This window comes from Streptomyces sp. NPDC051576 (assembly GCF_040681835.1).
Lineage (GTDB): Bacteria > Actinomycetota > Actinomycetes > Streptomycetales > Streptomycetaceae > Streptomyces.
Window position 1 is genome coordinate 196766 of record NZ_JBFAZO010000001.1, and the last position, 26587, is coordinate 223352.

At 70.1% G+C, this 26587-nt stretch carries 23 protein-coding genes and 1 riboswitch; of the genes, 12 read left to right on the plus strand and 11 right to left on the minus strand.

The genetic code is table 11. The features are described 5' to 3' along the window. Positions 1–212: 212 nt before the first annotated feature. Positions 213–1427: a fumarylacetoacetase gene (gene fahA / locus AB0M63_RS00930; RefSeq protein ID WP_366017929.1), complete on the minus strand. Its 1215-nt coding sequence runs from the start codon at positions 1425–1427 to the stop codon at positions 213–215. Positions 1428–1665: 238 nt separating this feature from the next. Here fahA and AB0M63_RS00935 point away from each other — a divergent pair, with 238 nt between their 5' ends. Next, complete coding sequence (locus tag AB0M63_RS00935) at positions 1666–2931, plus strand: ATP-grasp domain-containing protein (RefSeq protein WP_366017930.1); 1266 nt, start codon at positions 1666–1668, stop codon at positions 2929–2931. A gap of 81 nt (positions 2932–3012) precedes the next feature. Beyond that, on the plus strand, positions 3013–4215 hold the full coding sequence (locus AB0M63_RS00940; protein WP_366017931.1) for an NAD(P)-binding domain-containing protein: 1203 nt from the start codon (positions 3013–3015) through the stop codon (positions 4213–4215). A gap of 16 nt (positions 4216–4231) precedes the next feature. On the opposite strand, the gene AB0M63_RS00945 is transcribed toward AB0M63_RS00940, so the two are convergent. From AB0M63_RS00945 to AB0M63_RS00955, 3 genes are all read right to left on the minus strand, one after another. Further along, on the minus strand, positions 4232–4903 hold the full coding sequence (locus AB0M63_RS00945) for a formylglycine-generating enzyme family protein (RefSeq protein ID WP_366017932.1): 672 nt from the start codon (positions 4901–4903) through the stop codon (positions 4232–4234). A gap of 3 nt (positions 4904–4906) precedes the next feature. Continuing rightward, positions 4907–5641 carry a hypothetical protein gene (locus AB0M63_RS00950; protein WP_366017933.1) on the minus strand — a complete coding sequence of 245 codons (735 nt, stop codon included), beginning with the start codon at positions 5639–5641 and terminating at the stop codon, positions 4907–4909. An 80-nt stretch (positions 5642–5721) separates the two neighbouring features. Then, positions 5722–6708 (minus strand): winged helix-turn-helix domain-containing protein, encoded by a 987-nt coding sequence (locus AB0M63_RS00955; protein WP_355904875.1) that lies wholly within the window; start codon positions 6706–6708, stop codon positions 5722–5724. A gap of 73 nt (positions 6709–6781) precedes the next feature. On the opposite strand from AB0M63_RS00955, the gene AB0M63_RS00960 reads away from it, so the two are divergent. Beyond that, positions 6782–7690, plus strand: coding sequence for an aldo/keto reductase (locus tag AB0M63_RS00960; protein WP_366017934.1), 909 nt, complete (start codon positions 6782–6784; stop codon positions 7688–7690). An 81-nt stretch (positions 7691–7771) separates the two neighbouring features. Here AB0M63_RS00960 and AB0M63_RS00965 read toward each other — a convergent pair whose 3' ends face one another. Both AB0M63_RS00965 and AB0M63_RS00970 read right to left on the minus strand, forming a co-directional pair. Next, on the minus strand, positions 7772–8914 hold the full coding sequence (locus tag AB0M63_RS00965; RefSeq protein ID WP_366017935.1) for a glycosyl hydrolase 53 family protein: 1143 nt from the start codon (positions 8912–8914) through the stop codon (positions 7772–7774). A gap of 67 nt (positions 8915–8981) precedes the next feature. Further along, positions 8982–10988, minus strand: coding sequence for a beta-galactosidase (locus tag AB0M63_RS00970; protein WP_366017936.1), 2007 nt, complete (start codon positions 10986–10988; stop codon positions 8982–8984). 199 nt (positions 10989–11187) lie between these two features. On the opposite strand from AB0M63_RS00970, the gene AB0M63_RS00975 reads away from it, so the two are divergent. From AB0M63_RS00975 to AB0M63_RS00995, 5 genes are all read left to right on the plus strand, one after another. Next, positions 11188–12522: a substrate-binding domain-containing protein gene (locus AB0M63_RS00975; RefSeq protein ID WP_355904888.1), complete on the plus strand. Its 1335-nt coding sequence runs from the start codon at positions 11188–11190 to the stop codon at positions 12520–12522. Beyond that, positions 12519–13505 carry a sugar ABC transporter permease gene (locus tag AB0M63_RS00980; protein ID WP_366017938.1) on the plus strand — a complete coding sequence of 329 codons (987 nt, stop codon included), beginning with the start codon at positions 12519–12521 and terminating at the stop codon, positions 13503–13505. The genes AB0M63_RS00975 and AB0M63_RS00980 overlap by 4 nt, the downstream gene beginning before the upstream one ends. Continuing rightward, on the plus strand, positions 13502–14383 hold the full coding sequence (locus tag AB0M63_RS00985; protein ID WP_355904894.1) for a carbohydrate ABC transporter permease: 882 nt from the start codon (positions 13502–13504) through the stop codon (positions 14381–14383). The genes AB0M63_RS00980 and AB0M63_RS00985 overlap by 4 nt, the downstream gene beginning before the upstream one ends. Positions 14384–14439: 56 nt before the next feature. Then, on the plus strand, positions 14440–15468 hold the full coding sequence (locus AB0M63_RS00990; protein ID WP_355904897.1) for a LacI family DNA-binding transcriptional regulator: 1029 nt from the start codon (positions 14440–14442) through the stop codon (positions 15466–15468). 106 nt (positions 15469–15574) lie between these two features. Further along, complete coding sequence (locus AB0M63_RS00995) at positions 15575–16393, plus strand: HAD family hydrolase (protein ID WP_366017939.1); 819 nt, start codon at positions 15575–15577, stop codon at positions 16391–16393. Here AB0M63_RS00995 and AB0M63_RS01000 read toward each other — a convergent pair. The 3 genes from AB0M63_RS01000 to AB0M63_RS01010 all read right to left on the minus strand — a co-directional run bounded on the left by AB0M63_RS01000 (position 16390) and on the right by AB0M63_RS01010 (position 20827). Next, entirely contained in the window at positions 16390–16857 is a 468-nt protein-coding gene (locus tag AB0M63_RS01000) for a transglycosylase SLT domain-containing protein (protein WP_366017940.1), read from the minus strand. The two genes, AB0M63_RS00995 and AB0M63_RS01000, sit on opposite strands and share 4 nt — an antisense overlap. 5 nt (positions 16858–16862) lie before the next feature. Next, positions 16863–17064, minus strand: a riboswitch (cyclic di-AMP (ydaO/yuaA leader). A gap of 231 nt (positions 17065–17295) precedes the next feature. Then, positions 17296–19305, minus strand: a complete 2010-nt coding sequence (locus AB0M63_RS01005; protein ID WP_366017941.1) for a CocE/NonD family hydrolase — start codon at positions 19303–19305, stop codon at positions 17296–17298. Between the two features lie 16 nt (positions 19306–19321). Next, entirely contained in the window at positions 19322–20827 is a 1506-nt protein-coding gene (locus AB0M63_RS01010; RefSeq protein ID WP_366017942.1) for a peptide MFS transporter, read from the minus strand. 206 nt (positions 20828–21033) lie between these two features. Between AB0M63_RS01010 and AB0M63_RS01015 the strand changes: the two genes are divergently transcribed. Then, positions 21034–22044 carry a polyprenyl synthetase family protein gene (locus tag AB0M63_RS01015; RefSeq protein ID WP_366017943.1) on the plus strand — a complete coding sequence of 337 codons (1011 nt, stop codon included), beginning with the start codon at positions 21034–21036 and terminating at the stop codon, positions 22042–22044. A gap of 6 nt (positions 22045–22050) precedes the next feature. Here the strand turns inward: AB0M63_RS01015 and AB0M63_RS01020 are convergent, their stop codons facing one another. Next, positions 22051–22569, minus strand: a complete 519-nt coding sequence (locus AB0M63_RS01020) for a hypothetical protein (protein ID WP_366017944.1) — start codon at positions 22567–22569, stop codon at positions 22051–22053. Between the two features lie 297 nt (positions 22570–22866). Between AB0M63_RS01020 and AB0M63_RS01025 the strand changes: the two genes are divergently transcribed. The 3 genes from AB0M63_RS01025 (at position 22867) to AB0M63_RS01035 (ending at position 25991) form a co-directional block, all read left to right on the plus strand. Beyond that, on the plus strand, positions 22867–24066 hold the full coding sequence (locus tag AB0M63_RS01025) for a DUF2092 domain-containing protein (protein WP_366017945.1): 1200 nt from the start codon (positions 22867–22869) through the stop codon (positions 24064–24066). A 79-nt stretch (positions 24067–24145) separates the two neighbouring features. After that, positions 24146–25129 carry an ABC transporter ATP-binding protein gene (locus AB0M63_RS01030; RefSeq protein ID WP_366017946.1) on the plus strand — a complete coding sequence of 328 codons (984 nt, stop codon included), beginning with the start codon at positions 24146–24148 and terminating at the stop codon, positions 25127–25129. Beyond that, positions 25116–25991 carry an ABC transporter permease gene (locus tag AB0M63_RS01035; protein ID WP_366017948.1) on the plus strand — a complete coding sequence of 292 codons (876 nt, stop codon included), beginning with the start codon at positions 25116–25118 and terminating at the stop codon, positions 25989–25991. The genes AB0M63_RS01030 and AB0M63_RS01035 overlap by 14 nt, the downstream gene beginning before the upstream one ends. Before the next feature lie 3 nt (positions 25992–25994). On the opposite strand, the gene AB0M63_RS01040 is transcribed toward AB0M63_RS01035, so the two are convergent. Beyond that, positions 25995–26585, minus strand: a complete 591-nt coding sequence (locus AB0M63_RS01040) for an NAD(P)H-dependent oxidoreductase (RefSeq protein WP_366017949.1) — start codon at positions 26583–26585, stop codon at positions 25995–25997. Positions 26586–26587: the final 2 nt, after the last annotated feature.

Genomic DNA, 26587 nt, shown 5'->3' on the forward strand with positions numbered 1-26587 from the left:
CCACGGGCTCCGGATCCTGGTCAGCAGAGGAAACAGACGGAGGAACAGGGACAGAGAAAACAACAGAAAATGCGGGTGCGGCTGTACCCGAGGGCCGGCGCACGACCTGTGTGCCGCCCGCCGTCAGTATGACTGCACGGGCGGCCGGAGTCAGGTGTACGGGGAGCACCGGACCAGCCGCCCCGCCCGCCGAGCCCGCCGCGCACTCCCCCTCAGTCCCGTGCCACGATCCGTCCGGTGACCTCGCCCAGACCCACCCGCGTCCCGTTCGCGCCCGGGGCCCACGCCGACAGGGTCACGACATCGCCGTCCTCCAGGAACGTCCGCTTGCCGTCCGGGAGTTCGAGGGTGTCCCGGCCGTTCCAGGTCAGCTCCAGCAGTGAACCGCGCTCGCGTTCGGCCGGCCCGCTGACCGTGCCCGAGCCGTACAGGTCGCCGGTGCGCAGGGAGGCGCCGTTGGCCGTCATCTGGGCGAGCTGCTGGGCGGCCGTCCAGTACATGGTGGAGAAGGGCGGCTCGGACACCGGGTGACCGTTGATCGCGACGGAGATACGGAGGTCGTAGCCGCCGGGTTCGTCCTCGCTGTCGTCCAGGTAAGGCAGCAGCGGCTCCGTGCGCTCCGGCGGCGCCACCCGCGCCTCCTCCAGCGCGTCCAGCGGGGTGATCCACGCCGACACCGACGTGGCGAAGGACTTCCCGAGGAACGGGCCGAGGGGGACGTACTCCCAGGCCTGGATGTCGCGTGCCGACCAGTCGTTGAGGAGGCAGAGACCGAACACGTGCTCGCGGAAGTCGGCGAGGCCCACCGGCTCGCCCATCGTCGACGGCACTCCCACCACGAAGCCGACCTCCGCCTCGATGTCCAGGCGGACGGACGGACCGAAGACGGGCGCGGGGTCGGCCGGGGCCTTGCGCTGCCCGGACGGTCGTACGACATCCGTGCCCGAGACCACGACCGTGCCGGAGCGGCCGTGGTAACCGATCGGCAGGTGCTTCCAGTTGGGGGTCAGGGAGTCCGGCGCGTCGGGGCGGAAGATGCGGCCGACGTTCCGGGCGTGGTTCTCGGAGGCGTAGAAGTCGACGTAGTCCGCGACCTCGAAGGGCAGATGCAGGGTCACCGCGGAGAGCGGGTGGAGGTGCGGGGCGATCGTCTCCTGGTGGGAGGGCACCGTCACCCACGCGGTCAGCGCGCGCCGGACGTCCGACCAGGCCGTGCGGCCCGCGGCGAGCAGCGGGCCCAGCGTGGGGTGTGCGAGGAGCGAGACGTAGGGCGAACCGAGCGCCTGTGCCGCCGCGCCCGCGTCGAGCACCTGGTCGCCGAACCGGACGCCCACGGTCCGCCGGTCCGAGCCGACCGGAGAGAAGACGCCGTACGGAAGGTTGTGCGGACCGAAGGGGTCGCCCTCGGGAAGATCGAAGGGGGGCATGGGTGCTGCCTCGCTCTCGTGACTGCTTTCCTGCGAACTCGCATGTGGCCGCGCCACACGTTACGGGTGCGTTGCCCGGACCGGCAGCGATCAGCGGTGATCGGCGGTGACCGACAGTGCATAAAGAGTTCGCAATGTCCGAATAGGTCTTGTCGGAGGCGGCAATTCCGGCTTAGCGTCCTTTGGGGGACACGGACGGGGTGGGTCCGGTCCGTAGGGGGGACACGTGGGGGGACCCGTGGCCGACAGCACCAGCGGTGTGCCTTTCGAGGCCGATCGCGAGGTGCCGGGCCTGATCGTGAAATTCGGCGACTATCCGCTGCATCACGGCGGGGTGGGCGCGATCCGCAGTCTGGGCCGCCTCGGCGTGCCGATGTATGCGATCACGGAGGACCGTTACACGCCGGCGGCCGCGTCCCGTTATCTGGAGCGCGCGTTCGTCTGGCCGACGACCGGCACCGAGGAACCCGAGCGACTGGTGGAGGGCCTGCTGCGCATCGGGCGCCGCATCGGCCGTCCCGCCGTCCTCATACCCACCGACGAGGAGGCCGCGGTCCTGATCGCCGAGCACCAGGACGCGCTCGGCCACCGCTTCCTCTTCCCGCGCGTGGAACCGAAGCTGCCCCGACACCTCGCCAGCAAGCAGGGGCTGCACGAACTCTGCGTGGAACACGGCATACCCAGCCCCTCGGCCGCCTTCCCGCAGTCCTACGACGACATCGTGGACTTCGCGGAGAAGGCCCGCTTCCCGATCGTGGCCAAGAACAGGGAGGCGTTCGTACGACGCTCCCGGCCCGCGGTGAACGGCACGACCAGGATCCCGACCCGCGAGGGACTGCTCGCGCTCGCCCGCGACTGGGGCGAGCACCCCGGCGTGATCCTCCAGGAGTACCTGCCGAGAGAGGAGGCCGAGGACTGGATCGTGCACGCCTACTTCGACCAGGACTCCACCCCGCTCGCCCTGTTCACCGGCGTCAAGGTCCGCTCCTGGCCGCCGCACGCGGGGATGACGGCAAACGCGTACGTGGTCGACAATCCGGAACTCGCGGACATCGCCGCACGTTTCATCAAGCAGATCGGCTTCACCGGAATCATCGACCTCGACCTGCGCTTCGACCGGCGCGACGGCCGGTACAAGCTGCTCGACTTCAACCCCCGCATGGGCGCCCAGTTCCGGCTCTTCGAGAACGAGTCGGGGGTGGACGTCGTCCGCGCCATGCACCTCGACCTGACCGGCCGCTCCGTCCCGGAGGGGGAACAGCGCGCCGGCCATCGGTACATCGTGGAGAACATCGACCTGCCCGCCCTCCTCGCCTACCGCCGCAGTGGCTATACGACGCCGCACGCGCCGGCGAAGGCGAGCGGGACCGAGCTGGCCTGGCTCGCGGGTGACGACCTGCGGCCGTTCTTCACGATGCTCGCCCGCTTCGTGCGGCCAGGCGCGAAGCACCTGTATCAGCTGTGGCGCTCCAATCGCCGCGGCAACGGCACCAACAGCGGCTGAGGCAAAGGCTCCAGCGGCAGCACCATCAGCACCATCAGTTCCAGCACGAAGTGACGAATTGACGTCCTGGGGAGGGACTTCGTGATTCAACCGGTAGCAGTCATCGGCGCCGGGCCGTTCGGCCTGTCCACCGCCGCGCATCTGAAGGCGCGCGGCATCCCGGTCCGTGTCTTCGGCGAGCCCATGGTCAGTTGGCGTGACCACATGCCCGCCGGGATGCTCCTGAAGTCGACCCCCGTCGCCTCCAACCTCGACGCCCCGCAGCCCGGCCACAACCTCGTCGACTACTGCGACGCGGCCGGCATCCCCCGCCTGGTCACCGACGAGGACATCATCCCGGTGGAGACCTTCATCGGCTACGGCGAGTGGTTCCAGCGGAAACTGGTGCCCGAGCTGGAGCGGGTCCGGGTGGTGTCCGTGGACCGCAACAAGGGCGGAGGCTTCGAACTCAAGCTGGACTCGGGGGAGTTGTTCACCGCCCGGGCGGTCGTCGTCGCGACCGGCCTCTACGGCCTGGCCCACCTGCCGCCGGAGCTGGCGGCAGCGGCGGCCGACGGCCCCGCACCCACCGGACCCGTCTCGCACAGTTCCCAGCACCACGACCTCAGCGGCTTCAAGGGCAAGGAGCTGATCGTCGTCGGCGCCGGCCAGTCCGCGCTGGAGACGGCGGCGCTGGCGGCGGAGGCCGGCGCACAGGTCCGTATCGTCTCGCGCGGACGCGGCCGGGTCGCGTTCGGCGCACCGCCCTGGGACCAGCCCAGGCTGCGCCCCGAGTCCCCGTTCGGCCGCGCCTGGTCGCTCTGGGCCCTCAGCTACTACCCCCACCCGTACCGCTATCTGCCCGAGGAGACCCGCCACTACCTGGTCCGCCGGGTGCTGGGCCCGCTCGGCGCCTGGTGGCTGAAGGACCGGTTCGAGGGCAAGGTGCAGGTCAGCGAGGTCGACCGGATCATCCGGGCGGACGCGACGACCGGCACCCCCGAGCTGACCGTCGCCACCCCCGGCGGCGGCACGCAGCAATTCACCGCCGACCATGTCATCGCGGCCACGGGCTACCGCGTCGACATCGCCGCGATGGACTTCCTGGGCCACGAGTTGCGCACCCAACTCGCGGTCAGCCGCGGCACACCGAAGCTCGGCGCCGGGTATGTGTCCTCCGTGCCGGGGGTCTACTTCACCGGTCTCCCGGCCGCGTCGTCGTACGGCCCGGTGATGCGGTTCGTGTGCGGCACGGAGTTCGCTTCACCGCGACTGGCCAGGCATCTGGCGGCGGCGCACGGGTAGTTGGGGCGACGGGCTCTCAACTCGTCATGGGCGACCGGGCGACGCGGAAGCCCACGTCGTCGACGCGGAAGGTCGGATGGCTTCGGCGCCGTACCGAAGCACGGCAACTCCAGTGCTCGTCGAACCATCCGCCACCGCGCAGTACTCGGTAGGTGCCGTAGACCTCGGGGTCGTAGAGGTCCCAGCACCACTCCCACACATTGCCCAGCATGTCGTGCAGGCCCCACGGGTTGGGCAGTCGGCCGCCCGGTTCGTGGGGTCGCTCCCCGGAGTTGCCGCGGTGCCAGGCGATGTCGTCGAGCGGTCCGTACCGGGGGCCGCTCGTCCCGGCCCGGCACGCGTACTCCCATTCGGCCTCGGTCGGGAGGCGGTAACCATCGGCGGCGGTCTCCCGTACGACGGCCTCCCCGTCGACGCCGTACACGGGCGTCAAGCCCTCTTCCCGTGACAGGGCGTTGCAGAAGAGCACCGCGTCCTGCCACGACACGGTCTCCACGGGGAGCCGGTCGCCCCGCGCGGAGCTGGGCCGCTCGCCGGTGACCCGGGCGTACTGCTCCTGTGTGACCGGGAGAAGGGCGAGTGCGAACGGCGCGAGTTCGACCGTCCAACTGCGCTGGCTGCGACGGTCGGAGAGGGTGACGTGCCCGGACGGGACGGGGACGAGTTCGATGTGCGCGGTCGTGGCCATGGGCTACGTCAACTCCGTGAGCATCGGCCGCAGACGGGCCGCGAGTTCGGGGTCGGAGCGGTCCAGTTCCGCCGTCACCACGGCGACGGTGGCGGCCAGCGCGCGCCGGAGTTCCCCTTCCGTGAGTGAGCGGACCAGTGTCGCATCCAGTGGGGCCGTCACCTCGTCCGGCAGCAGATGGGCGCCCTTTGCGTACGCCGTGGGGAGGCCAAGTCGTAGGCAGGCGAGGGAGATCGCCTGGTCGCGCAGGGCGCTGATCCAGTGTTCGGCCTGCCACCAGCGGGCCCGTTCGATACAGATGCGGGCGTGCAGGGCGTGGTGCCAGGCGAAGCCGATCAGGGTGTCGCGATCGGGTGGCGGGAAGTGCTCCCGTGCCCGCGGGGTACCGAACACCGTCCGCCACTGCGGGCCCCGCGCACCGAACTCCGGCTCCGGGGCGAAGGTGATGTCCAGCTCCACCCACCCCGGCAGCAGGAACACCCGGACGACGCTCGCGCCACCGACGCCGAGATCCCAGTGGTGCCGGGCGTCGAACTCGTCGTAGAGCCAGGCGGTCCAGCGGTTCACCGTGTCGGAGACCGTGCCCCGTACCGCGAGCACGAGGTCCGTGTCCGACCAGCGGTCGCCGGTACCGGTGGCGTGCGAGCCGGTGAAGGCGAGGCCGACGATCGAGTCGTCGGCCTCGGCGTGGGCGAGGAGCCGGGCGCGGATGCGGTCGCGTTCCTCAGGGGTGAACACGCTTGATCACTCCGGGAGTTGGTGGGCGGGTGGCGCGGTGGCAAAGCCGTCGAAATCCTTCGGGGGGTTGACTTCGGGTCTCAGCCAGAGGCGGCTTCGAGGAGGGATTCGGCGGTGGTGGTTCGGGCGTAGAGGACGGAGCGGCCGACGCGGTGGGCGCTGACCAGGCCCGCGTTGCGTAGTGCCGTCAGGTACTGGGAGACGCCGGCTGTGGAGAGACCGGTGCGGTGTGCCAATTCGGTGGTGGAAGCGGGGGTGTCCAGTTCGGTCAGAAGCAGGGCGCGTGAGCGGCCGAGTACGGCGGCCAGGGCGCCGGTCCTGGTGGTGGGCCTAGATTCCCAGAGCAGGCCGGTGCCCCGGGCCGGATAGGCGAGCTGCGGCGGGTCGGGCAGCGATGTCCGGCTGCGCAGTCCGGGTCCGGTGAAGGCGGAGGGGATCAGTATCAGCCCCGGGCCTGCGGTCGGCCGGGTCAGGGGTTGCTTGCGGCCGGCCAGCCGCAGCGCGTTGTCGTCCCAGCTGACTGAAGTGTGCAGGTCGTTGAAGAGGTGGGTTGTGCCGCGTTCGGCGACTTGCCGGGCCCGGTGGAGGATATCGGCGTCGAGCAGGGTGCGGATACGGGCCCAGTAGGGGGCGAGTGCCAGTTCCCAGTAGGTCTCGATCGCCTCGGTGACCTTCGGTAGGCGGCTCTGCGGATCGGCGTACAGGGCCCGTGTTCTGAGGCCGAGTCGGCCCTGGTGGCGGGCGAGGTGGTCGAGGTCGCGCCGGATCCGGTCGGCGGGTGCGGCCCGGATCGCCGCCAGCTCCGAGGCCGGCGTGGGGGCCGGCCCGGCGGGGGCGGGGTTGAGGAAGTCCGGGACGTAGCCCGAGGGCGGGATCAGCTCGGCGAGCCAGCCCCGGTCCAGCCCGGCGGCTGCCATCCGTGGCCGTACCTGGTCCACCCAGGGGTGGTGCACGGGATGCGCGGCGGCCGACGTCAGCAGCCGGAAGCTGGGCGTGATCTCCCACATCGGCGAGACGGCGAATCGCATCTGCGCCAGGTCGCCCGCCGAGAACGTCAGCCCTTCCATCACATCCACTCCAAAGATTCAGGCATACCTGAATCAATAGCGCACCGGCTCACGGCGCGGGGATCATCCCGGCATGACAGCAGAGACGATCACTGCGGTGGCATCGGGGACCTGGACGCTCGGCGACCTGGTGGTCAACCGAATGGGCTTCGGCGCGATGCGCCTGACGCAGAACGGCGAGGCGTTCGCCGCCGACGCCGTCCCGAGCGACCGCGCGCGGGCGATCACGGTGTTGCGGCACGCGGTCGAGCTCGGGGTGAACCACATCGACACCGCCGCGTTCTACTTCTCGCCGCTGCGGTCGGCCAACGAACTGATCAACCAGGCATTCGCCCCTTACCGTGATGAGCTGGTCATCGCCACCAAGGTCGGACCGGGACGGGACCCCTCGGGGCACTGGCTGCCCCACGCCACCCCCCGGGAGTTGCGCGGCCAGGTGGAGGAGAACCTGCGCCAGCTCGGCCGCGACCACCTCGACGTGGTGAACCTGCGCATCGTGGGAACCGATTCGATCGCCGAGCGCTTCGGCGCTCTGGCCGAACTGCGCGAGGCCGGGCTCATCCGCCATCTGGGGCTTTCCAACATCCGGCCCCACCACCTCGCCGAGGCCCAGGCCATCGCCCCGGTGGTGTGCGTGCAGAACATGCACGGCATCGGCGCCTCGGCCGAGCAGAAGACGTTCCTGCGCAGCTGCGGTGAGCAGGGCGTCGCCTTCGTGCCGTTCTACTCGATCGCCGGCATCGGGCGCACGGCCGGCGCGAGCACTGGCGACAGTGCCGAGGTGAACGCCGTCGCCCGCGCTCACGCGGTGAGCACAGCGCAGGTCCGGCTGGCGTGGACCCTGCACCAGGGCCCCCACGTCCTGGCCATCCCCGGCACCGGCAATCCCGACCACCTCGCCCAGAACGTCGACGCCGGCGCCCTGCGCCTGTCCGGGGACGAACTCGCCACCCTGGACTCCGTCCACGACGAAGCGGCATGACCGAGACCCACCGACGCCCGCACGCGATCCTGCTGTCCGGACGAAGTGGTCACCCTCACCTGACGCCCCGACGAACAGGCGCTACGACCGGTACCGCCCCAGCGTCCGCAACCCCGGCAACTCCTTGTCCGCGAAGTCGAACAGCGCCAGGTTCTCCCACGCGTTGCCCGACGTCGGGTCGGCCGGGTCCCAGCCGTCGCCCTTGCGGTAGGTCCACACGCCCTCCCAGTAGCAGTAGCCGAGGCCCTTGCCGCCGGGGACGTCCGCCATCAGGTCGGCCACCGTGCGCAGCCAGGCCGCCTGGCCCGCCGGGGTCGCCGGATAGCCCTCGGTGAGCTGCGAGGCGTCGTACATGATGTCGTTCGTCGCGTCCTCGCTCTCCAGCGTGAACGGGTACGCGGTCTCGGCGATCAGCACCGGCTTGTCGTAACGCGCCGCGAGATCGGCCAGGTTGGCCGCAGCTGCCGCCGGGGCGCCGTGCCAGAACGGGTAGTACGACTGGGCGATGATGTCGAAGTCGAGGCCGTAGGAGACGGCGTTGTCGTACCACCAGCGGGACGTGCCGTTGTCGCCGCCCGAGGCGATGTGGAGCATCGTGCGGATGCGCGGGGTCGTGTCGCGGGCCGCGGTGAGGCCGGCCTTGAGGAAGGCGGTCAGGTTGCCCCAACCGCCGCCGTCGTCACCCCAGTTCTTGCCGGTGGGCCACAGGACACCGCCGTTGATCTCGTTGCCGATCTGCACCAGGTCGGCCGGGGTGCCCTGGCGGCGCAGCGAACCCAGTACGTCCGCCGTGTGGTCGTAGACCGCCCTGGTCAGGCCCGCCACGTCCAGGTCGGCCCAGGCCGCAGGCTTGGTCTGGTGGGACGGGTCGGCCCAGGTGTCGGAGTAGTGGAAGTCGACCCAGATGCCGATGCCGGCCCGCTTCAGCCGCTTGGCCAGCGGCAGGATGTGCCGCTTGTCGTTGTAGCCGTCGGCCGGGTTCACCCAGACCTTGAGGCGGGCGTGGGTGATGCCCGCGTCGGCGAGGATGCGGATCGGGTCGTCCCGGCGGCCGTCCGCCCGGCGGTACACCGCGCCGAAGGCCTCGTCCTTGGGGAGGGAGGAGATGTCCATGCCCCGGATCTCGAGGCGGCGCCGGTCGGCGGCGACCGCGGGCACCGCGCCCAGCACCGGCACCGCGAGCGCGGCGGCACCGGCCGCCGTAAGAACACTGCGTCTGCGCATTACGAAGTTCTCCTTCAGCAAGTGACAAAAGAAACAAGCAAGTCGAGCGGAGGACCGGTGGCCGAGGTCAGCGCGGGTCCCGGAAGACCTCCACCCCGCCCGCCGGCACCGCCGCCCGGCTTCCGTCCGGCAGCACCACCTTCACCTCGCTCCCGGTGTGGTTCACCGCGAAGCGGAACGTCCCCGACTCGCCCTCCCGTACGACGAGTTCGACATCGCGCGGCAGACCGACCGGCGTGATGCCCGCGTCCGCGAGGGCGAGGTCCACGACGGCGGCCAGATCGGCACCGGAGAGACGCGTGGCCAGGTACCACGCCGATCCCGACCCCACCGCGTGCCGGGTCAACGCCGCCCGTCCCGCCGTACGCCCGTCCGCGAAGACCGCGACCGTCTCGCAGCCGGCCCCCGGCACCACGACCTCCGACCAGAGATCGGCCGTGTACGACGACCCCTCCGGCCCCCGCACCGACACCGTCTCGCCCGGCAGCAGCGGGTCGAACTCCTCGACGGTCAGGCCGAGTACGTCCCGCAGCGCCCCCGGATACGCGCCCGGATGGAGTGTGTCGTTCTCGTCGACGATTCCCGAGAAGAACGACACCAGCAGGGTTCCGCCCCGCGACACGTACCGCTCCAGATCCGCGCCCACCCCCACCGGCGCCGCGTACAACTGCGGTACCACCAGCAGCGGATACCGCTCCGGGTCCAGTTCGGCCAAGCCCGTCGGCGGCAGGAAGTCCACCGTCAAGTGCCGGTCGTACAAGGTCTCGTAGAACGCGTCCAGGCGTTCCCGTGCGTCCAGGTCCTGGCTCGGGCGCCACTCCAGGCTCTGCGCCCACCAGGAGTCCCAGGACCACACCATCGCCACGTCGGCGCGCGTCCGCGTGCCCCGCAGGCCGGACGAGCTCAAGTCCGCTACGCGGCGGCCGAGTTCGGTCACCTCGCGCCAGCCCCGGTTGTCCGTCCCGGAGTGCGCCAGCATCGCGGTGTGGAACTTCTCCGCGCCGGACCGCGACTGCCGCCACTGGAAGAACATCGCGCCCTCGGAGCCCCGGGCCACGTGCCCGAGTGAGTTGCGCGCCATCTCACCGGGACGCTTCGCCGGGTTGTACGGCTGCCAGTTGACCCCGGACGTGGCGTGTTCCAGGAGGAGCCAGGGGGCGCCGCCCGCCACCGAGCGCGTCAAGTCGGCGGCCAGGGCGAGATTTACGTGGGTGCGGCGGCCGTCCGTCATCAGGTAGTGGTCGTTGGTGACGAGGTCGACCTCCTTCGCCCAGGCCCAGTAGTCGACGGTCCGGCCCTGGCTCGGCGCGACCATGAAGTTGGTGGTGACGGGCACACCGGGGGAGAGCCGGTGCAGGATGTCGCGCTCGGCGACGAAGTTGGCGCGGGCCTGGGCGTCGGCGAAGCGGTGGTAGTCGAGTTGCTGGGTGGGGTTGCACACGGACGGGGTCGCGCGGGGCGGGGTGATCTCCTCCCAGTCGCCGTACTGCTGGCCCCAAAAAGCCGTTCCCCAGGCCTCGTTGAGTGCGTCGAGCGTGCCGTGGCGGTCCCGCAGCCAGCCCCGGAAGGCTGCCGCGCAGGTGTCGCAGTAGCAGGCGAGGACGGGGGCGCCGTACTCGTTGTGGACGTGCCACAGGACGACGGCGGGGTGGCTGCCGTAGCGCTCGGCGAGGGCCCGTGTGATGCCGGCCGCGGCCGCCCGGTAGTCGGGGTTCGAGTGGCAGATCGCGCCGCGTGAGCCGAAGGCGAGGCGGACGCCGTCGCGGGTCACGGGCAGGGCGTCGGGGTGGGCGCGGTAGAACCAGGCCGGCGGGACCACGGTCGGTGTGCCGAGGTTCACGGAGATCCCGGCCGTGTGCAGCAGGCCGATCACCGTGTCCAGCCACTCCCAGTCGTACGCGCCCGGCCGCGGCTCCAGCTTGGCCCAGGAGAAGACGCCGAGGGAGACCGCCGTGACACCGGCCTCCCGCATCAGCCGTACGTCCTCCTCCCAGACCTCCGGCGGCCACTGCTCGGGGTTGTAGTCACCTCCGAAGGCGAGCGGCAGACGGTCGTGCGGGGCGGGGGACGGCATGGGTTCACTCCCGGGTGATCGGCGAATGAGACGGGTGAAACTCGGCTGTTTCTGTGATCGTGCACATGGATGGTTACGGCCGCCATCCGTCAGCAACAAGTAGGTAACCCCAGGCTTCATCCATTGACAAGGGTCCGAAACAATTCTCTACTGTGCACGATCACAGAGCCGCTGACCGGCTCGCACTCAGTCAGGGGAGATGAAGATGTCGATCCACCGCCACCAGTTCAGCAGGCGCAGCATCCTTGCCGGGGCAGCAGCCGTCGGCCTGACGGGCACCCTCGCCGCCTGCGGCGGTTCCGACGACGACTCCGGCAAGAGCAGCGGTCCCGTCAAGCTGACCTACTGGTCCTGGGCGCCGAACATGGACAAGGTCGCCGCGATCTGGAACAAGAAGAACCCGGACATCACGGTCACCGTCTCCAAGCAGGCGGCCGGCAAGGACATCGTCTCCAAGCTGATCACCGCGAAGAAGGCGGGCAACGCCCCCGACCTGATCCAGGTCGAGTACCAGTCGCTGCCGACGCTGGTGTCGAACGACGTCCTCGCGGACATCTCGAAGTACGCGAAGTCCGCCAAGTCCGAGTTCGCCGAGGGGCTTTGGGGCATGGTCACGCTCGGCACCGACGCCGTGTACGCGATACCGCAGGACTCCGGGCCGCTGATGTTCTTCTACCGCGAGGACCTGTTCAAGCAGCACAAGCTGACCGTCCCGACCACCTGGGACGAGTTCGCCGCGACCGCCCGCGCCGCCAAGAAGGCCGTCCCGAACGCCTACTTGACGACGTTCTCGTCCAACGACCCCGGTCTGTTCGCCGGGTTGGCGCAGCAGGCCGGTGCCAAGTGGTGGACCGTGGGCAGCGGCGGCAAGTGGACCGTGGGCATCGACGACGCGGCCACCAAGAAGGTCACCGACTTCTGGGGCGGCCTGGTCGCGGAGGGCGCGATCGACAACCAGCCGATGTACACGCCGGCCTGGAACAACGCCCTGAACAAGGGCACCCACCTCGGCTGGGTCTCCGCCGTGTGGGCGCCCGGAGTGCTGGTCAGCTCGGCCCCCGACACCAAGGGCAAGTGGCGCATGGCACCGCTGCCGCAGTGGAGCGCGGGCGAGAGCGTCACCGGCAGCTGGGGCGGCTCCTCCACCGGCGTCTCCACCGACTCCAAGCACGCCGAGGCCGCGACCAAGTTCGCCAACTGGCTGAACACCGACCCGGAGGCCCTCGCGGCCCTGGTCAAGGAGGTCGGTATCTACCCGGCGGCCACCAAGGGCCAGTCCGGCTCGGTGCTCACCCCGCCCGCGTTCTTCCCGAACCAGACCGACTTCTACGACACGGCCGCCAAGATCGCCGCGACCACGGCCGCCTCCGCCTGGGGCCCGAACGTCCAGGTCGCCTACGACACCTTCAGCGACGCGTTCGGCAAGGCCACCAAGGCGAAGAAGGCGGCCCAGTTCGACACCGCGCTCACCACCATGCAGGCGTCGACCTTCGCCGACATGAAGAAGCAGGGCTTCAAGGTGACCGAGGCATGACCAGCACTCCGCTCAAGGGCTCCGACCGGCTGACGGCCGGGCCCTTGGCGGACGGCACCGCCACCTCCGTCCGCCCCCGCCTCCGTCGCCGTGGCCGCAGCGCGCCGTACTGGTTCCTCGTACCGGCCGTGCTCCTGTTCGCCGCCTTCACCGTCGTGCCCATCGGGTACGCGGTGTGGCTCAGTCTCCACAAGGTCCAGGTCAAGGGCATCGGCCTCGGCAAGGGCGCCCGCCAGCAGGTGTGGAACGGCATCGGCAACTACACCGACGTCCTGCACGACTCCGAGTTCGGCCACAGCGTCCTGCGCGCCTTCGGCTACGGCCTGATCGTCATCCCCACGATGCTCGGTCTGGCGCTGGTCTTCGCGCTGATGCTGGACACCCCGCAGGCGCGCAGCGCCAAGTTCGCCCGGCTGGCGATCTTCCTGCCGTACGCCGTGCCCGGCATCATCGCCGCACTGATGTGGGGCTTCCTCTACCTGCCGACGGTCAGCCCCTTCTACTACATCCTGCGCGAGTTCCACCTGCCGCAGCCCGACCTGTTCGACGGCGGCAACCTGTACCTGTCCTTCGCGAACATCGCGGTGTGGGGCGGCACGGGCTTCAACATGATCGTGATCTACACCGCGCTGCGCGCGATCCCGCAGGAGATCTACGAGGCCGCCCGCATCGACGGCGCGTCCGACCTGAAGATCGCCCTGCGCATCAAGATCCCGATCGTGCTGCCCTCCCTGGTGCTGACGTTCTTCTTCTCTGTCATCGCCACCCTCCAGGTCTTCACGGAACCCATGACGCTGAGGCCGCTGACCAACGGCCTGTCCACGTCCTGGAGTCCGCTGATGGCCATCTACGACAGCGCCTTCCTCAGGTCCGACATCTACGGCGCCTCCGCCACCGCGGTGGTGCTGGCCCTGGCGACCTTCGTGGTCTCCTTCGCGCTGCTGCGCGTCTCCGACCGCTACACCCGGGAGGACCGGGCATGACCCCCCTCACCCTGACCGCCACCGACACCCGGCCGGGCCCCGCGAAGCCGAGGCGCACCGCCTGGGTGCCCACCCTGGTGCTGGTCCTCGGCTCGCTGTACTGCCTGATCCCCGTGGTCTGGGTGGTCATCGCGGCGAGCAAGGGCCGCGGCGAACTGTTCTCCACGTTCACCTTCGCCCCCGGCACCGGCTTCCTCGACAACCTGAAGGAACTCAGCTCCTACCGGGACGGCATCTACTGGCAGTGGATGGCCAACTCCCTCCTGTACGCGGGCGGCGGCGCCCTGCTCTCCGCCGCGGTCTCGGCCGCCGGCGGCTACGCGCTCGGCCGGTTCGCCTTCAGGGGACGGGAGTTCCTCTTCAAGCTGATGCTGGCGGGCGTACTGGTCCCGAGCATCGTGCTGACCGTCCCCCAGTACCTGCTGCTGTCGAAGCTGGGCCTGGCCGACTCGTACTGGTCGATGCTGCTGCCGTCGATCCTCTCGCCCTACGGCGTCTATCTCGTCCGGATCTACGCGGCGGCCTCGGTCCCCGCCGAACTCCTCGAAGCGGCCCGCATGGACGGCGCGAGCGAGTGGCGGATCTTCTCGCGGATCGCGGTGCCGATGATGATGCCGGGGCTCATCACGGTGTTCCTGTTCCAGTTCGTCGCCATCTGGAACAACTTCCTGCTGCCGTACGTGATGCTCGCGGACGACAACAAGTTCCCGATCACACTGGGCCTTTACACCCTGCTCTCCCAGGGCGCCTCCCAACCGGCCCTCTACACGCTGGTCATCATGGGCTGCTTCCTCGCGATCCTCCCGCTGATCGGGCTGTTCCTGGTGATCCAGCGGTTCTGGTCCCTGGACCTGCTGAGCGGCTCGGTCAAGGCCTGAGGCACGTACGGAGCCGAACCTCCCCCCACCGCACCCGAACGGGCAGAACGAGGACCATGACCACCAGTCCGAACGGACGCCGCAAACCGCCCACCATCCACGACGTGGCCCGGGAGGCAGGGGTCTCCCGGGGCACCGTCTCCCGGTTCCTCAACGGCGGCCACTACGTCTCGCCCGCCGCGCGCAACGCGGTGGAGACGGCGATCAGGAAGACGGGCTACGTCGTCAACCGGCACGCCCGCTCCCTGAGCACCGGACGCTCGGACTCGGTGGCGTTCCTCCTCACCGAGCCGCAGGAGAAGTTCTTCGAGGACCCCAACTTCAATGTCCTGCTGAGGGGTTGCACCGAACACCTGGCCCGCCACGACATCCCCCTGCTGTTGATGCTGGCCTCCTCGCGCGACGAGCGCCGCCGCCTGACCCGGTACATCACCTCGGGCCACGTGGACGGCGTGCTGCTCGTCTCCAACCACAGTGGAGACCCGGTCGCGGCCGAACTCCGGGACGCGGGCATCCCGTTGGTGGCCTGCGGCAAGCCGCTCGGGACCGCCTCCAAGTACAGCTATGTGGCCGCCGCCGACCGTGACGGCGCCCAGGAGATGGTCCGCCATCTCATCGCCCGCGGCCGGCGCCGCATCGGCATGGTCACCGGGCCGCTCGACGCCCCCGGCGGCCCGGACCGTCTCGCGGGCTACCGAGACGTCCTCACCGAAGCGGGTCTGCCCCACGACCCGGCCCTCGTCGTCGAGGGCGACTACCGCCGCACCGGCGGCGAAGAGGCCGCCCGCCGACTCCTCACCCAGGCCCCCGACATCGACGCGGTGTTCGTGGCCTCCGACCTCATGGCCCTCGGAGTCGTCAACACCCTTCAGCAGTCCGGCCGTTCGGTCCCCGATGACATCGCTGTCGGAGGCTTCGACGACTCGGCGGCGGCCACCTCCATCACCCCGGCCCTCACCACCATGCGCCAGCCCTACGACCGCATCAGCGCCGAGATGGTCCGGATGCTGCTGGCCCAGATCGCCGGCGAGGACACGGCGGGCGTCATCCTGCCGACGGAACTGGTCGTCCGGGAGTCGGCATAACGGTCTTCGCTGTAAAACCAACCGGAACACGGGTCAACGGATGTGAAGGCAGCAGCCGTCCGGTTCGTGTCGAGTCGGTGGGGCTTTCCATCCGTATTCTCTGATCATGGCCGCACCCCTCGCATATGCACTGATCGCCACCGACCTGGACGGGACGCTGCTGCGCGGCGACGACACGCTCTCCGACCGGTCCCTCGCCGCGCTGCGGCGGGCGGCGGCGGCCGGTGCCCGGCATCTCGTCGTCACCGGCCGGCCCGCCCCGAGAGTGCGGCCGCTCCTCGACGACCTCGGCTCCAGGGGGCTCGCGGTGTGCGGACAGGGCGCGCAGTTGTACGACGCCGGCGCGGACCGTCTGCTCTGGTCGGTCACCCTGGACCGGGAGTTGGCGGAGACCGCGCTCGGCAAGATCGAGGCCGAGGTGGGCCAGGTGTACGCGGCCGTGGACCAGGACGGGGTGGACGGCCTCACCCTCATCGAGCCCGGCTACCTCATGCCGCACCCCACGCTCCCCGCCGTACGGGTCGAGCGGCGGGACGACCTGTGGGCCGAGCCGATCAGCAAGGTGCTGCTGCGTCATCCCGCCCTGGCGGACGACGAGTTGGCGTGCACGGCGCGCTCGGTGGTGGGTTCGCTGGCCTCGGTCACCATGTCGGGCCCCGGCACCGTCGAACTCCAGCCACTCGGCATCACCAAGGCGACCGGCCTCGCCCTCGCCGCCCGGCACTTGGGCCTGACCCCGGCCGACACCATCGCCTTCGGCGACATGCCGAACGACATCCCGATGTTCGACTGGGCGGCCCACGGCGTGGCGATGGCCAACGCCCATCCCGAACTCAAGGCGGTGGCCGACGAGGTGACGACGTCGAACGAGGACGACGGCATCGCCGTCGTCCTCGAAAGACTGCTGCTGGACGCCGGTTTCTAGTAGGCGCCGTACACGTTGTCGATGGAGCCGTAGACCGCCGCCGCGTAGTTGCAGGCGGCGGTGATGTTCGCGACCGGGTCGTACGGGTCGTACGCCGTACCCGCCACGTGGTAGGCGTTGAACGTCGGGTCGATGACCTGGAGCAGGCCCTTCGACGGGGTGCCCGCCGCCGCGTTGGAGTCCCAGTTGTTGATGGCCCACGGGTTGCCGGAGGACTCACGGATCACGTTGCGGTAGATGCCGTTGTACGTGCCCGGAATCCCCTTCTGCGCCATGATCGCGAGGGACTCGCGGATCCAGCCGTCGAGGTTGTTGGTGTAGCCGGCGGCCGTGGTCGAGGTGGTCGTGGCGGCCGAGGCGGAGGTCGCGCCGACGATCGGCAGGGCGAGGATCGCGGCACCGGTGCCGAGGACGGCGAGGTTGCGGCCGAGGCGGGCGCGGCGGGACTGAGCGGTTGCAGGCATGACGAGGTTCCTCTCCGTCGCCTGCGAGGTGAGCTGTCGGGTTCGGGCTGGGAGGTGCCCGGCCGCGCCCTTGCGGACGTGACTTAACCCCAAGCCGTGCCGGTCGTGCCGACCGGTCCGGCGACTTACCTGGGTCCCCCGCTCCTGCCGTGCGAGATGTTCGTGACTGGGATACCGGACGGCGGCAGGATTCGGCGTTCCGCCCGACAGGCCGGGAACGTATGCGAGAGCACATGTCCGGAACAAGTGGCGGAATCACACCTAACCCCTATTGACCTTGGTCTGAGACGTATGGGGCACTTGATCCTTTGCGCGAGCCAAGGGTCAACTGTCAAACGCCGTAAGGGGAAACGCGGACAGAGCGGGACACAGGTCATCCACAGAAAAGCGTGACCCAACTCACGGGAGGATTAAGAACGGCAAATCGGGCATTCATCCTCAACTGGCAGTTCTCGGAATCCTTTTCTCCCAGGTTCGGTGAAAGATCACCTCTTCGCCTTCGGTGCAGATAACCTCATTCGAGGTAATAAAGTCCGTTTCGTCGCACGTGATCTCCGACCGTGTGCGCACGGTCGTGTCCCAGGCCGACTCCGGCCGGTGCAGCCGGATCGACCAGTCCGAGCGGGTGCGCGCCGACAGCGGATCCGACTCGTCGATCGTGTACGTCTCCAGCGCGTCCTCGGTGAACTCCAGGCCGTCGGGATACACGCGCGTCCCGCCGTAGCGCGGGTCGACCTCCAGCCGCCACTCGCCCTTCGCGACATCCCGCACGACCAGCCGCTCGGGCCGCGGCTCGTCCAGGGTGACCGGCTGGCTCACCCCGAGCGGCTCGGCCTCCTCGGGCTCCTCGAAACGGATGTCGTCGGTGCGAAGGTCATCCGTCAACTCCCGCTCCCGCACGGGGAGTTCGAGCGCGCTGCCCTCCGGGTCCAGGGTGAAGCCGGCCGCCGACTCCGGCTGGGGCCAGATCCACGGCCAGTACGCCGACGACACCGCGAGGCGGATGCGATGGCCGGGCGGGACGGCGTACCCGATGCCGTTCAGCTCGAAGGTCACGTCCTCGGTGGCACCCGGCGTCCACGGCACCGCCCGGTCCCGCCCGTGCCGCGCCGACAGGTTGAGCACGCCCCGGGTGACCAGGGTCGAGGAGCCGTCCGGGGCGACGTCGCACAGCCGGGCGATCACCTGCCCGCGCGGCACCGGGCAGGTCAGCCGCAGCCGCACCCTGGGCCGCCCCAGCACCCAGGTCTCGTCCGGCACCTCGAACTGGAAGCACGCCGACCGCGCGTCCTCGTCCCGCTGGTCCGGCGGCAGATCGGCGTCGTTCCCGAAGGGGAAGAACCGGCCCGCGTCCACACCGGTGTGCATGGGGGAGCGGACGATCACGGGCGCGCCGCGCAGACCGTACGTCGTCGTCTTGACGTGCGGCGAGGGCCAGGACGGCTCGCCGACCCAGCGGCCCGGCAGGGTGTCGTAGACCGTGGCCGGAGGGTGCGAGTCGCTGACGTAGGCGCGTAGTCGGGGGTCGTCGGTGACGCCGGTGTCCTCGCCCTTGAGCCAGTGGTCCCACCAGCGCAGGGTCTCCTGGAGGAAGCCGATCGCGGGGCCCGGCGGCAGACCCCGGTCGGGGTACTGGTGGGACCAGGGGCCGATCAGGCCGCGCACCCGGTCGGGCGGGAGGTGTTCGACGAGCCGTAGGACCGTGTCCCGGTACGGGTCGTGCCAGCCGCCCACCGCGAGGACCGCCGCGCTGATCGCGCCGTAGTCCTCGCAGACGCTGCCGTGCTTCCAGTAGTCGTCCCGGATCTGGTGGGCCAGCCAGGTGTGGATGAACGGGTCGATCTGTTCGAGGCGTTTGAGCCACAGGTCCCGCCAGACGAGGCCCGCGTACTCGGGGTCCGGCGGGCGCGCGACGAAGGCGAGCATGGTGGCCGCCCAGGCGTGCAGGTCGACGGCGAGGGCCGAACCGCCCATGTAGTGCACGTCGTTGTCGTAACGGTCGTCGGTCGAGCAGACCGTGACGATCGCCTTCAACGGCTCCGGCGCGAGGGCCGCGATCTGGAGCGAGTTGAAACCGCCCCAGGAGATGCCGAACATGCCGACCTTGCCGGTGCACCAGGGCTGCGCGGCAAGCCAGTTGACGACCTCGACCCCGTCGGCCAGCTCGACGGCCGAGTACTCGTCCGTGGGCATGCCCTCGCTGTTGCCGTGCCCGCGCACGTCGACCCGGACGGAGGCGTAGCCGTGGCCCGCGTACCAGGGGTGGCGCTGGGCGTCGCGGGGCGCGGTCCAGTCGGTCAGGCGGTACGGGAGGTATTCGAGGAGGGCCGGCACCGGCTCGTCCGTCACCGGGCGCCACACGCGGGCGTAGAGGAGGGTTCCGTCCGGGAGGGGGATGCGGAGGTCCTCATGGGTGCTCTCGTGGGGGAAGGTCGTACGGATGCGCATGAGGGACCCCGCAGGTTCAGTGGACCGGGTGCATGGTGCGGCGCAGCCAGGGCGCGGCGGCCATCACCGCGAGGCCGGCGGCCACCGCGATGGCGCCGTTGACGCCGAAGTAGGCCGGCTTGGAGACGTCGTCGTAGAGCTTCACCGTCTGGGCCTGGATGCCGTTGGCGAGGGCGAGGGACAGGAACCAGAGGGACATGGTCTGGCTGGAGAACGCGGCCGGGGCGAGCTTGGTGGTGGCCGACATGCCGGAGGTCTCCAGCAGGATGTCGCCGAGGCCGAGCAGGAAGTACGAGCCGACGATCCACCAGGCCGACATCAGGTAGGCGTCGTTCGCGTGGCCGGAGGTCGGCACAGCCATCAGCAGGAACGACAGGCCGCCCAGGACGACCCCGATGGCGATCTTGTTGGAGGCGTGCGGCTGGCCGCGGCCCATGCGGACCCAGAGCGCGGCGACCACGGGCGCGAGCCCCACCTCGAAGGCGCCGAGCGCGCTTGCGTACCAGCTCGCGGGGAAGTCGAACCCCAGGATGGTCGTCTCGGCGTTCGAGGCGGCCAGCAGCATCATCGTCGAATAGGCCTGGAAGAGGATGAAGTTGAAGACCGTGGAGGCCAGGAACAGCACGATGTACGGGCGCAGCCGGCCGCGTTCCCCGGCGGTCACCCGGGGGCTCATGAACATCACCGCGAAGTACACGGCCGGGGCGATGACCGAGACCACGGTGAGCAGGTCGACGAAGCGGCCCATGGTCAGCCGGCCGGCGAAGGCCAGCATCACCGCGAGCACGGCGGCGACCGCGACCCCCGCGACGATCAGCCGGACCGCGCGGCGCAGCGCGTCCGGTGCGAGCGCGAACTCCGCGCTGTTCCTGCGCCCGGCCAGGTGACGGCGTCCGGCGACGTACTGGATCAGGCCGAAGGTCATGCCGATCGCGGCGGCCGAGAAGCCCCAGTGCCAGCCCTGGTGGTCGCCGAGCCAGCCCGTGATCAGCGGGCCCGCGAAGGCGCCGATGTTGATGGCCATGTAGTACAGCGCGAAACCGGCGTCCCGGCGCTCGTCGTCCGTGCGGTAGAGCTTGCCGACCATGGTGGCCACGTTGGGCTTGAGCAGGCCGGTCCCGGCGCTGATGAGGCCGAGGCCGACCCAGGTCATCGTCGGCGTCGGGACGGCCATCGCGTAGTGCCCGCAGGCGATCAGGATCCCGCCCCACAGCACCGCGCGGAACGAGCCGAGGATGCGGTCGGCGAGCCAACCGCCCGCGACCGAGACGAGATAGACCAGGGTTCCGTAGGCTGCGGATACGGACGCGGCCGTTCCGGACGACATGCCCATGCCGCCGTGCGCGAGCGAATCCGCGAAGTAGAGGACGAGGATGGCCTGCATGCCCAGGAACGAGAAGCGCTCCCAGACCTCCAGGCCCGAGAGCGTGAGCAGACCCCTGGGCTGGCCGAAGAAGGCGTGGTCGTCCCCGGGTGGTGGCGGGCTGTCGGGCTCTGCTTCAAGCGCGGTTCGAGACACCATCCACTGCTTCCGCCTAAATCTATAGTTATCCGTTCATATCAGGTGATCAAAAACATACCGGTCGTGATCCGATACCGCCCGCCATGGACTGGGGTGGGTGGCACCTGTGATCGAAAGCCGACCGGATACGCTGACTTGAGTGATGGCAGCGACCTATCGACAAACCGTGTGACCGCCCAGGGACACCAGCAGACAGGAGACCCCTCGTGACCGTCGTCGGGCCGTTCGGGCTGAGCGTGCGGGACCAGGCTCTGGAAGCCGATGTCCAGGCCGGAATGACGGCCGTCGAGGAGGGTCTGCTCGAAGCCACCAAGAGCGAGGTCCCCTTCATCACGGAGGCCGCCCAGCACCTCGTGCGCGCGGGCGGGAAGCGGTTCAGGCCGCTCCTCGTGATGCTCGCCGCGCAGTTCGGCGACCCGTACGCGCCGGGTGTCGTGCCCTCGGCCGTCGTGGTCGAGCTGACCCACCTCGCCACGCTGTACCACGACGACGTGATGGACGAGGCGGCCGTGCGGCGCGGTGTGGAGAGCGCCAACACCCGCTGGGGCAACTCGGTCGCGGTCCTCACCGGCGACTTCCTCTTCGCGCGCGCCTCGCACACCCTGGCCGACCTCGGTCCCGAGGCGGTGCGGGTGCAGGCCGAGGCGTTCGAACGCCTGGTCACCGGCCAGATCCTGGAGACGGCGGGGCCGTCCGACGGACGCGACCCGGTCGAGCACTACCTCGACGTGCTGGCCGGCAAGACCGGTTCGCTCGTCGCGGTCGCCTGCCGCTTCGGCGCGATGATGTCCGGCTGCGACGACACGATCGTGGACGTCCTCACCCAGTACGGCGAGCGGCTCGGTGTCGCCTTCCAACTCGCCGACGACGTCCTGGACATCGCCTCCGACGGCCACGAGTCCGGCAAGACCCCGGGCACGGACCTGCGCGAGGGCATTCCCACCCTGCCGGTGCTCCGGCTCCGCGAGCGGGCCGACCGCCTCGGCCTCGCCGAGGACATCGCCCTGTGCGAGCTGCTCGACTCCGACCTCACGGACGACGCCCGCCTCGCCGAGGCCCTCTCCCGGCTCCGCACCCACCCGGCCCTGGAGCACGCCCGCCGGGACACCGTCCGCTACGCCGAGGACGCCCGCGCGGCCCTCGCCCCCCTCCCCGAGTGCGACGCGAAGGTCGCCCTCCTGGAGATGTGCGACGCGGTGGTGCACCGGGCGGGTTGAGGCCGCTCAGTAGCCGCCGCCTCCCGTACCGGAGGTACTGGCGGTCGTGGCCTTCGCCCCGGTGGCTGTCACCGCCCACCAGGTGCCGTCCACGCCCTGGCCGTGGGCCTGCTTGGGCCCGTGGTCCTCGGCATACCGGTACAGGGGCCAGCCCGCCAGCGTGAGCTGCGAGGTCCCGCCGGAGCGCTTCACCGTGGAGACAAGGTTCCTGTCGATGCCCTTGACGGTCACGGAGCCCTTGACGGTCGCGGCCGGCCAGACCACCGCGCAGGTGCCGTAGCAGGTGACCTTGGTCGGGTGGACCGAGTCCGCGTCGAAGCGGTAGAGGACGTACCCCTTGCCGTCGGTGACGACGGTGCCCACCTTGCCGACCTTGGCGGTCATGAGCGTCGTCGCCGTGGTGGCCCCGGCCGGTGTGCCGGCCGCGGACCCGTTGCCGCCGCCGCTTCCGCAGCCGGCGAGCGTGAGGGTCAGGATCGCGGCGCCCGTGGCCGCGTACCCGGTGAGGTGGTGGGTGGCGTGCATGGCGACCCCTTTGGTCGATGCTGGGCAGTGCCACCCATAGGTACGTATTCGGGCTGTTTGTTACTCGATGTGCCGCGCGGCGCCTTCCCCTAGGGGTTTCGGGGAGGCGCCGCGGCCGTGTGTCATACCGCAGGAGTACGCGGAGTTGCCTCCCGGGTCTGACGCTTATCCCCGGCGGATTTGGTCAGATGGAGAACACGGAAAACACCACTCCTCACCGATTCGGGTGAGAATGGCGGCTGAGAGTGGGACCAGTACAGGGGGCAGGCCGCCGCCGACGACGGAGGTAAGGCAGACATGGCACCGTACGAAACCGACGACAGCACGGACACCGGAGAGGCCGACGAGCTCCGGTCCGGGCGGCGCAGGGCGGCGCGGTACATCGTCCCGGTCACCGTGGTGGGGGTGGCGGCCGCGACGATCGGACTGGTCCCGGCGCTCGCCGACTCCGGCGACCCGAACCTGCCGAAGATCACCGCGCAGCAACTCCTCGACAAGGTCGCCAAGTCGGACGTCCAGCAGCTCTCCGGCACGGTGAAGATCAGCACGGACCTGGGCCTGCCCGACCTCGGCGGCCTGGAGAGCAGCGTGATGTCCGGCGCCACCAAGTCCGGCGACGGCTCCTCCGCCGACCCCACCAGCAAGCTCACCGAGCTGGCCACCGGCACCCACACCCTGCGCGTCGCGGCCGACGGCCCCGACAAGCAGAAGGTCTCCCTGCTGGAGAACGCGGCGGAGTACAGCCTCATCCACAACGGCAAGGACATCTGGGGCTACGACAGCCAGTCGAACGAGGTCTTCCACGGCACGGCCGCCGACGACGCCTCGAAGAACGACGAGACCCGGGCCACGCCCAAGGGCCTCACCGACGAGGCGCTGAAGTCGATCGACGACACCACGTCCGTCACGGTCGACGGCACCGAGCACGTCGCGGGCCGCGACGCCTACAAGCTGCTGATCAAGCCGAAGCAGTCCGGCACCACGGTCGGCGCGATCAGCATCGCGGTGGACTCGAAGACGGGCCTGCCGCTCAAGTTCACGCTCACCCCGGCGAGCGGCGGCGCGGCCGTGGTCGACGTCGGCTTCACCCAGCTCAGCCTCAGCAAGCCGGCCGCGTCGACCTTCGACTTCAAGACGCCCAAGGGCGCGAAGGTCACCACGGAGGACAGCGCCACCAAGGCGGCCCCGGACCACTCCGCCAAGTCCGACGAGGACCTCGGCAAGGGCCTCGACGACCTCACGGTCCTCGGCAAGGGCTGGAACTCCATCGCCACCTTCGACACCGGCGGCCAGGGCGTCCCGACCGGCTCCTCGGCCGGCGGCGGCGACCTCGGCGGCTTCCTCGGCTCGCTCGGCGACCAGGTCAAGGGCGACTTCGGCTCGGGCACGGTCTTCTCGACCCGCCTGGTCAACGCCCTGGTCACCGACGACGGCAAGGTCTACGTCGGTGCGGTGAACAAGAGCGCGCTGGTGAAGGCGGCGAACGCGGCGAAGTAGGCAACTACCGTACGGAGCCCGGGAAGTAACCCGGGAGGTAAGCAACTACCGTACGGAGACAGGGAAATTGAGGGAGCCGATGGACGAACGGTCCGCCACGGAGCCGGAATCAGGGCAAGTGGTGGACGCGGGTGACGGCATCATCGCCACCCGCGGTCTCACCAAGCGCTTCCGCGGCGGGCAGCTCGCCGTGGACGGTCTCGACCTGACCGTCCCGACGGGCAGCGTCTTCGGCTTCCTCGGCCCGAACGGCTCGGGCAAGACCACCACCATCCGCATGCTGATGGGCCTGATCGAACCCACCTCCGGCACGGCCCGCGTCCTGGGCCGCCCCATGCCGAGATCCGTCCGCTCGGTCCTGCCGCACGTCGGCGCCCTGATCGAGGGCCCCGCCCTGTACGGCTTCCTCTCCGGCCGCGACAACCTCCTGCGCTACGACGCCGCCGACCCGACCGCCGACCCGCGGACCCGGCACACCCGCGTCGCCGCCGCCCTCGACCGGGTGGGCCTGACGGCGGCCTCGGCGAAGAAGGCCAAGGCGTACTCCCTGGGCATGAAGCAGCGGCTGGGCCTCGCCTCCGCCCTGCTCCAGCCCCGGAAACTGCTCGTCCTGGACGAGCCGACCAACGGCCTCGACCCCCAGGGCATGCGCGAAATCCGTTCCCTGATCCGGGAGTTGGCCTCGGAGAACACCACCGTCTTCCTCTCCTCCCACCTCCTCGACGAGATCGAGCAGGTCTGCACCCACGCGGCCGTCATGGCCCAGGGCAGGCTGATCACCCAGGGCTCGGTGGCCGAGCTGGCGGCGGGCACCAGAGGCCGGCTGTTCGTGACGACACCCGACACCGGGGACGCGGCACGGGTGCTGAAGGAACAGGGGCTGGCGGACGTGGTCGTAGCGGAGGAACGGGTGACGGCCGAGCCGCCCGAGCGTGAACTCGCCGAGGTGAACCAGGCGTTGGTGACGGCCGGGGTCCGCGTCCGCGGCTTCGGGGTCGAACGGGCTTCCCTGGAGGACGCGTTCGTGGCGCTCACGGGGGAGGGCTTCGATGTCGCAGGCTGAAGTCGCGCTGCGGGCGCCCCAGTTCACATGGACCTTCGGGCTGCTGCGCAGCGAGCTGGTGACCACGTTCCGCCGCTGGCGCACGCTCGCGCTGCTCGGGGTGCTGGCCGCCGTGCCGATCCTGGTCGGTATCGCGGTCAAGCTGGAGACGCAGGACGGGTCCTCGCCCGGGCGCGGGGACGGCGGCGGGGGACCGGCGTTCATCGCGCAGATCACCAACAACGGCCTGTTCCTGGTGTTCACGGCCCTGGCCGCGACCCTCCCGTTCTTCCTGCCCATGGCCATCGGAGTCGTCGCCGGTGACGCCATCGCGGGCGAGGCGAGCGGCGGCACCCTGCGTTACCTCCTGGTGGCCCCGGCCGGCCGCACCCGCCTGCTGCTCACCAAGTACGTGACGGTGATGACGTTCTGCCTGGTGGCGACCCTGGTGGTGGCGCTCTCGGCACTGACCGTCGGGGCGTTGCTCTTCCCACTGGGCGACCTGACGACGATCTCCGGCACTCAGATCAGCTTCACCGAGGGACTCGGCCGGGCCCTGCTGATCGCGCTGGTGGTCGCCGCGTCCCTCATCGGCATCGCGGCCCTGGGCCTGTTCATCTCGACGATGACGAGCAGCGGCATCGCGGCGATGGCGACCACCGTCGGCCTGCTGATCACCGTCCAGATCCTCGACCAGATCCCCCAACTGCACGCGCTCCAGCCGTACTTCTTCTCCCACTACTGGCTGTCCTTCGCCGACCTCATGCGCGAACCGGTCTACTGGGACGACCTGGTGAAGAACCTCGGCCTCCAGGCCCTGTACGCGGCGGTGTTCGGCTCGGCGGCCTGGGCGAGGTTCACGGCGAAGGACATCACGGCGTAAGGCCTACGCGGCGGTGTCCTCGTAGGGGAAGCGGGCCAGGGCCGCGTCCCGCCCGAAGAACGTCTTGGCGCGGGCCAGCGCACGGGTGTCCTTCAGTACGTCGCCGCGGGCGCTGCCGTTGCCGAGCAGGACCCCGCCGAAGCGCATCTTCAGGTACGCGGCCGAGTTGTTGAGCGTGCCGGTCAGCGGGTCGGCGACCACCTCCTCCTCGTCGGCGAGGACGGAGACGCCCCAGAGGGTGCGGCCGGCCATCGTCGCCCTGAAGTCGGCGCCGGGGACGCGCAGCCAGTCGGACCAGTAGTCCAGGTAGCGCTTGGTGAGGCCGGACAGGGAGTACCAGTAGACCGGCGAGGCGATCACGATGTCCGTCGCCCGGAGGGTGGCGTCGAGGAGCCGGCGCACATTGTCGTCGGAGGGCGGCTGGACGGGACCGTCGTGCCGGATGTCCACGAAGTCGGGGAGCGGGTGCTCGGCGAGGCGTATCCACTGCTGCTCGACGTCCGGGGGCAGTTGCTCGGCGGCCCGGCGGGCGAGCAGTTCGGTGTTGCCCTCGGCGCGGGCGCTGCCCAGCACGAAGAGGAATCGGCGGGTCATGG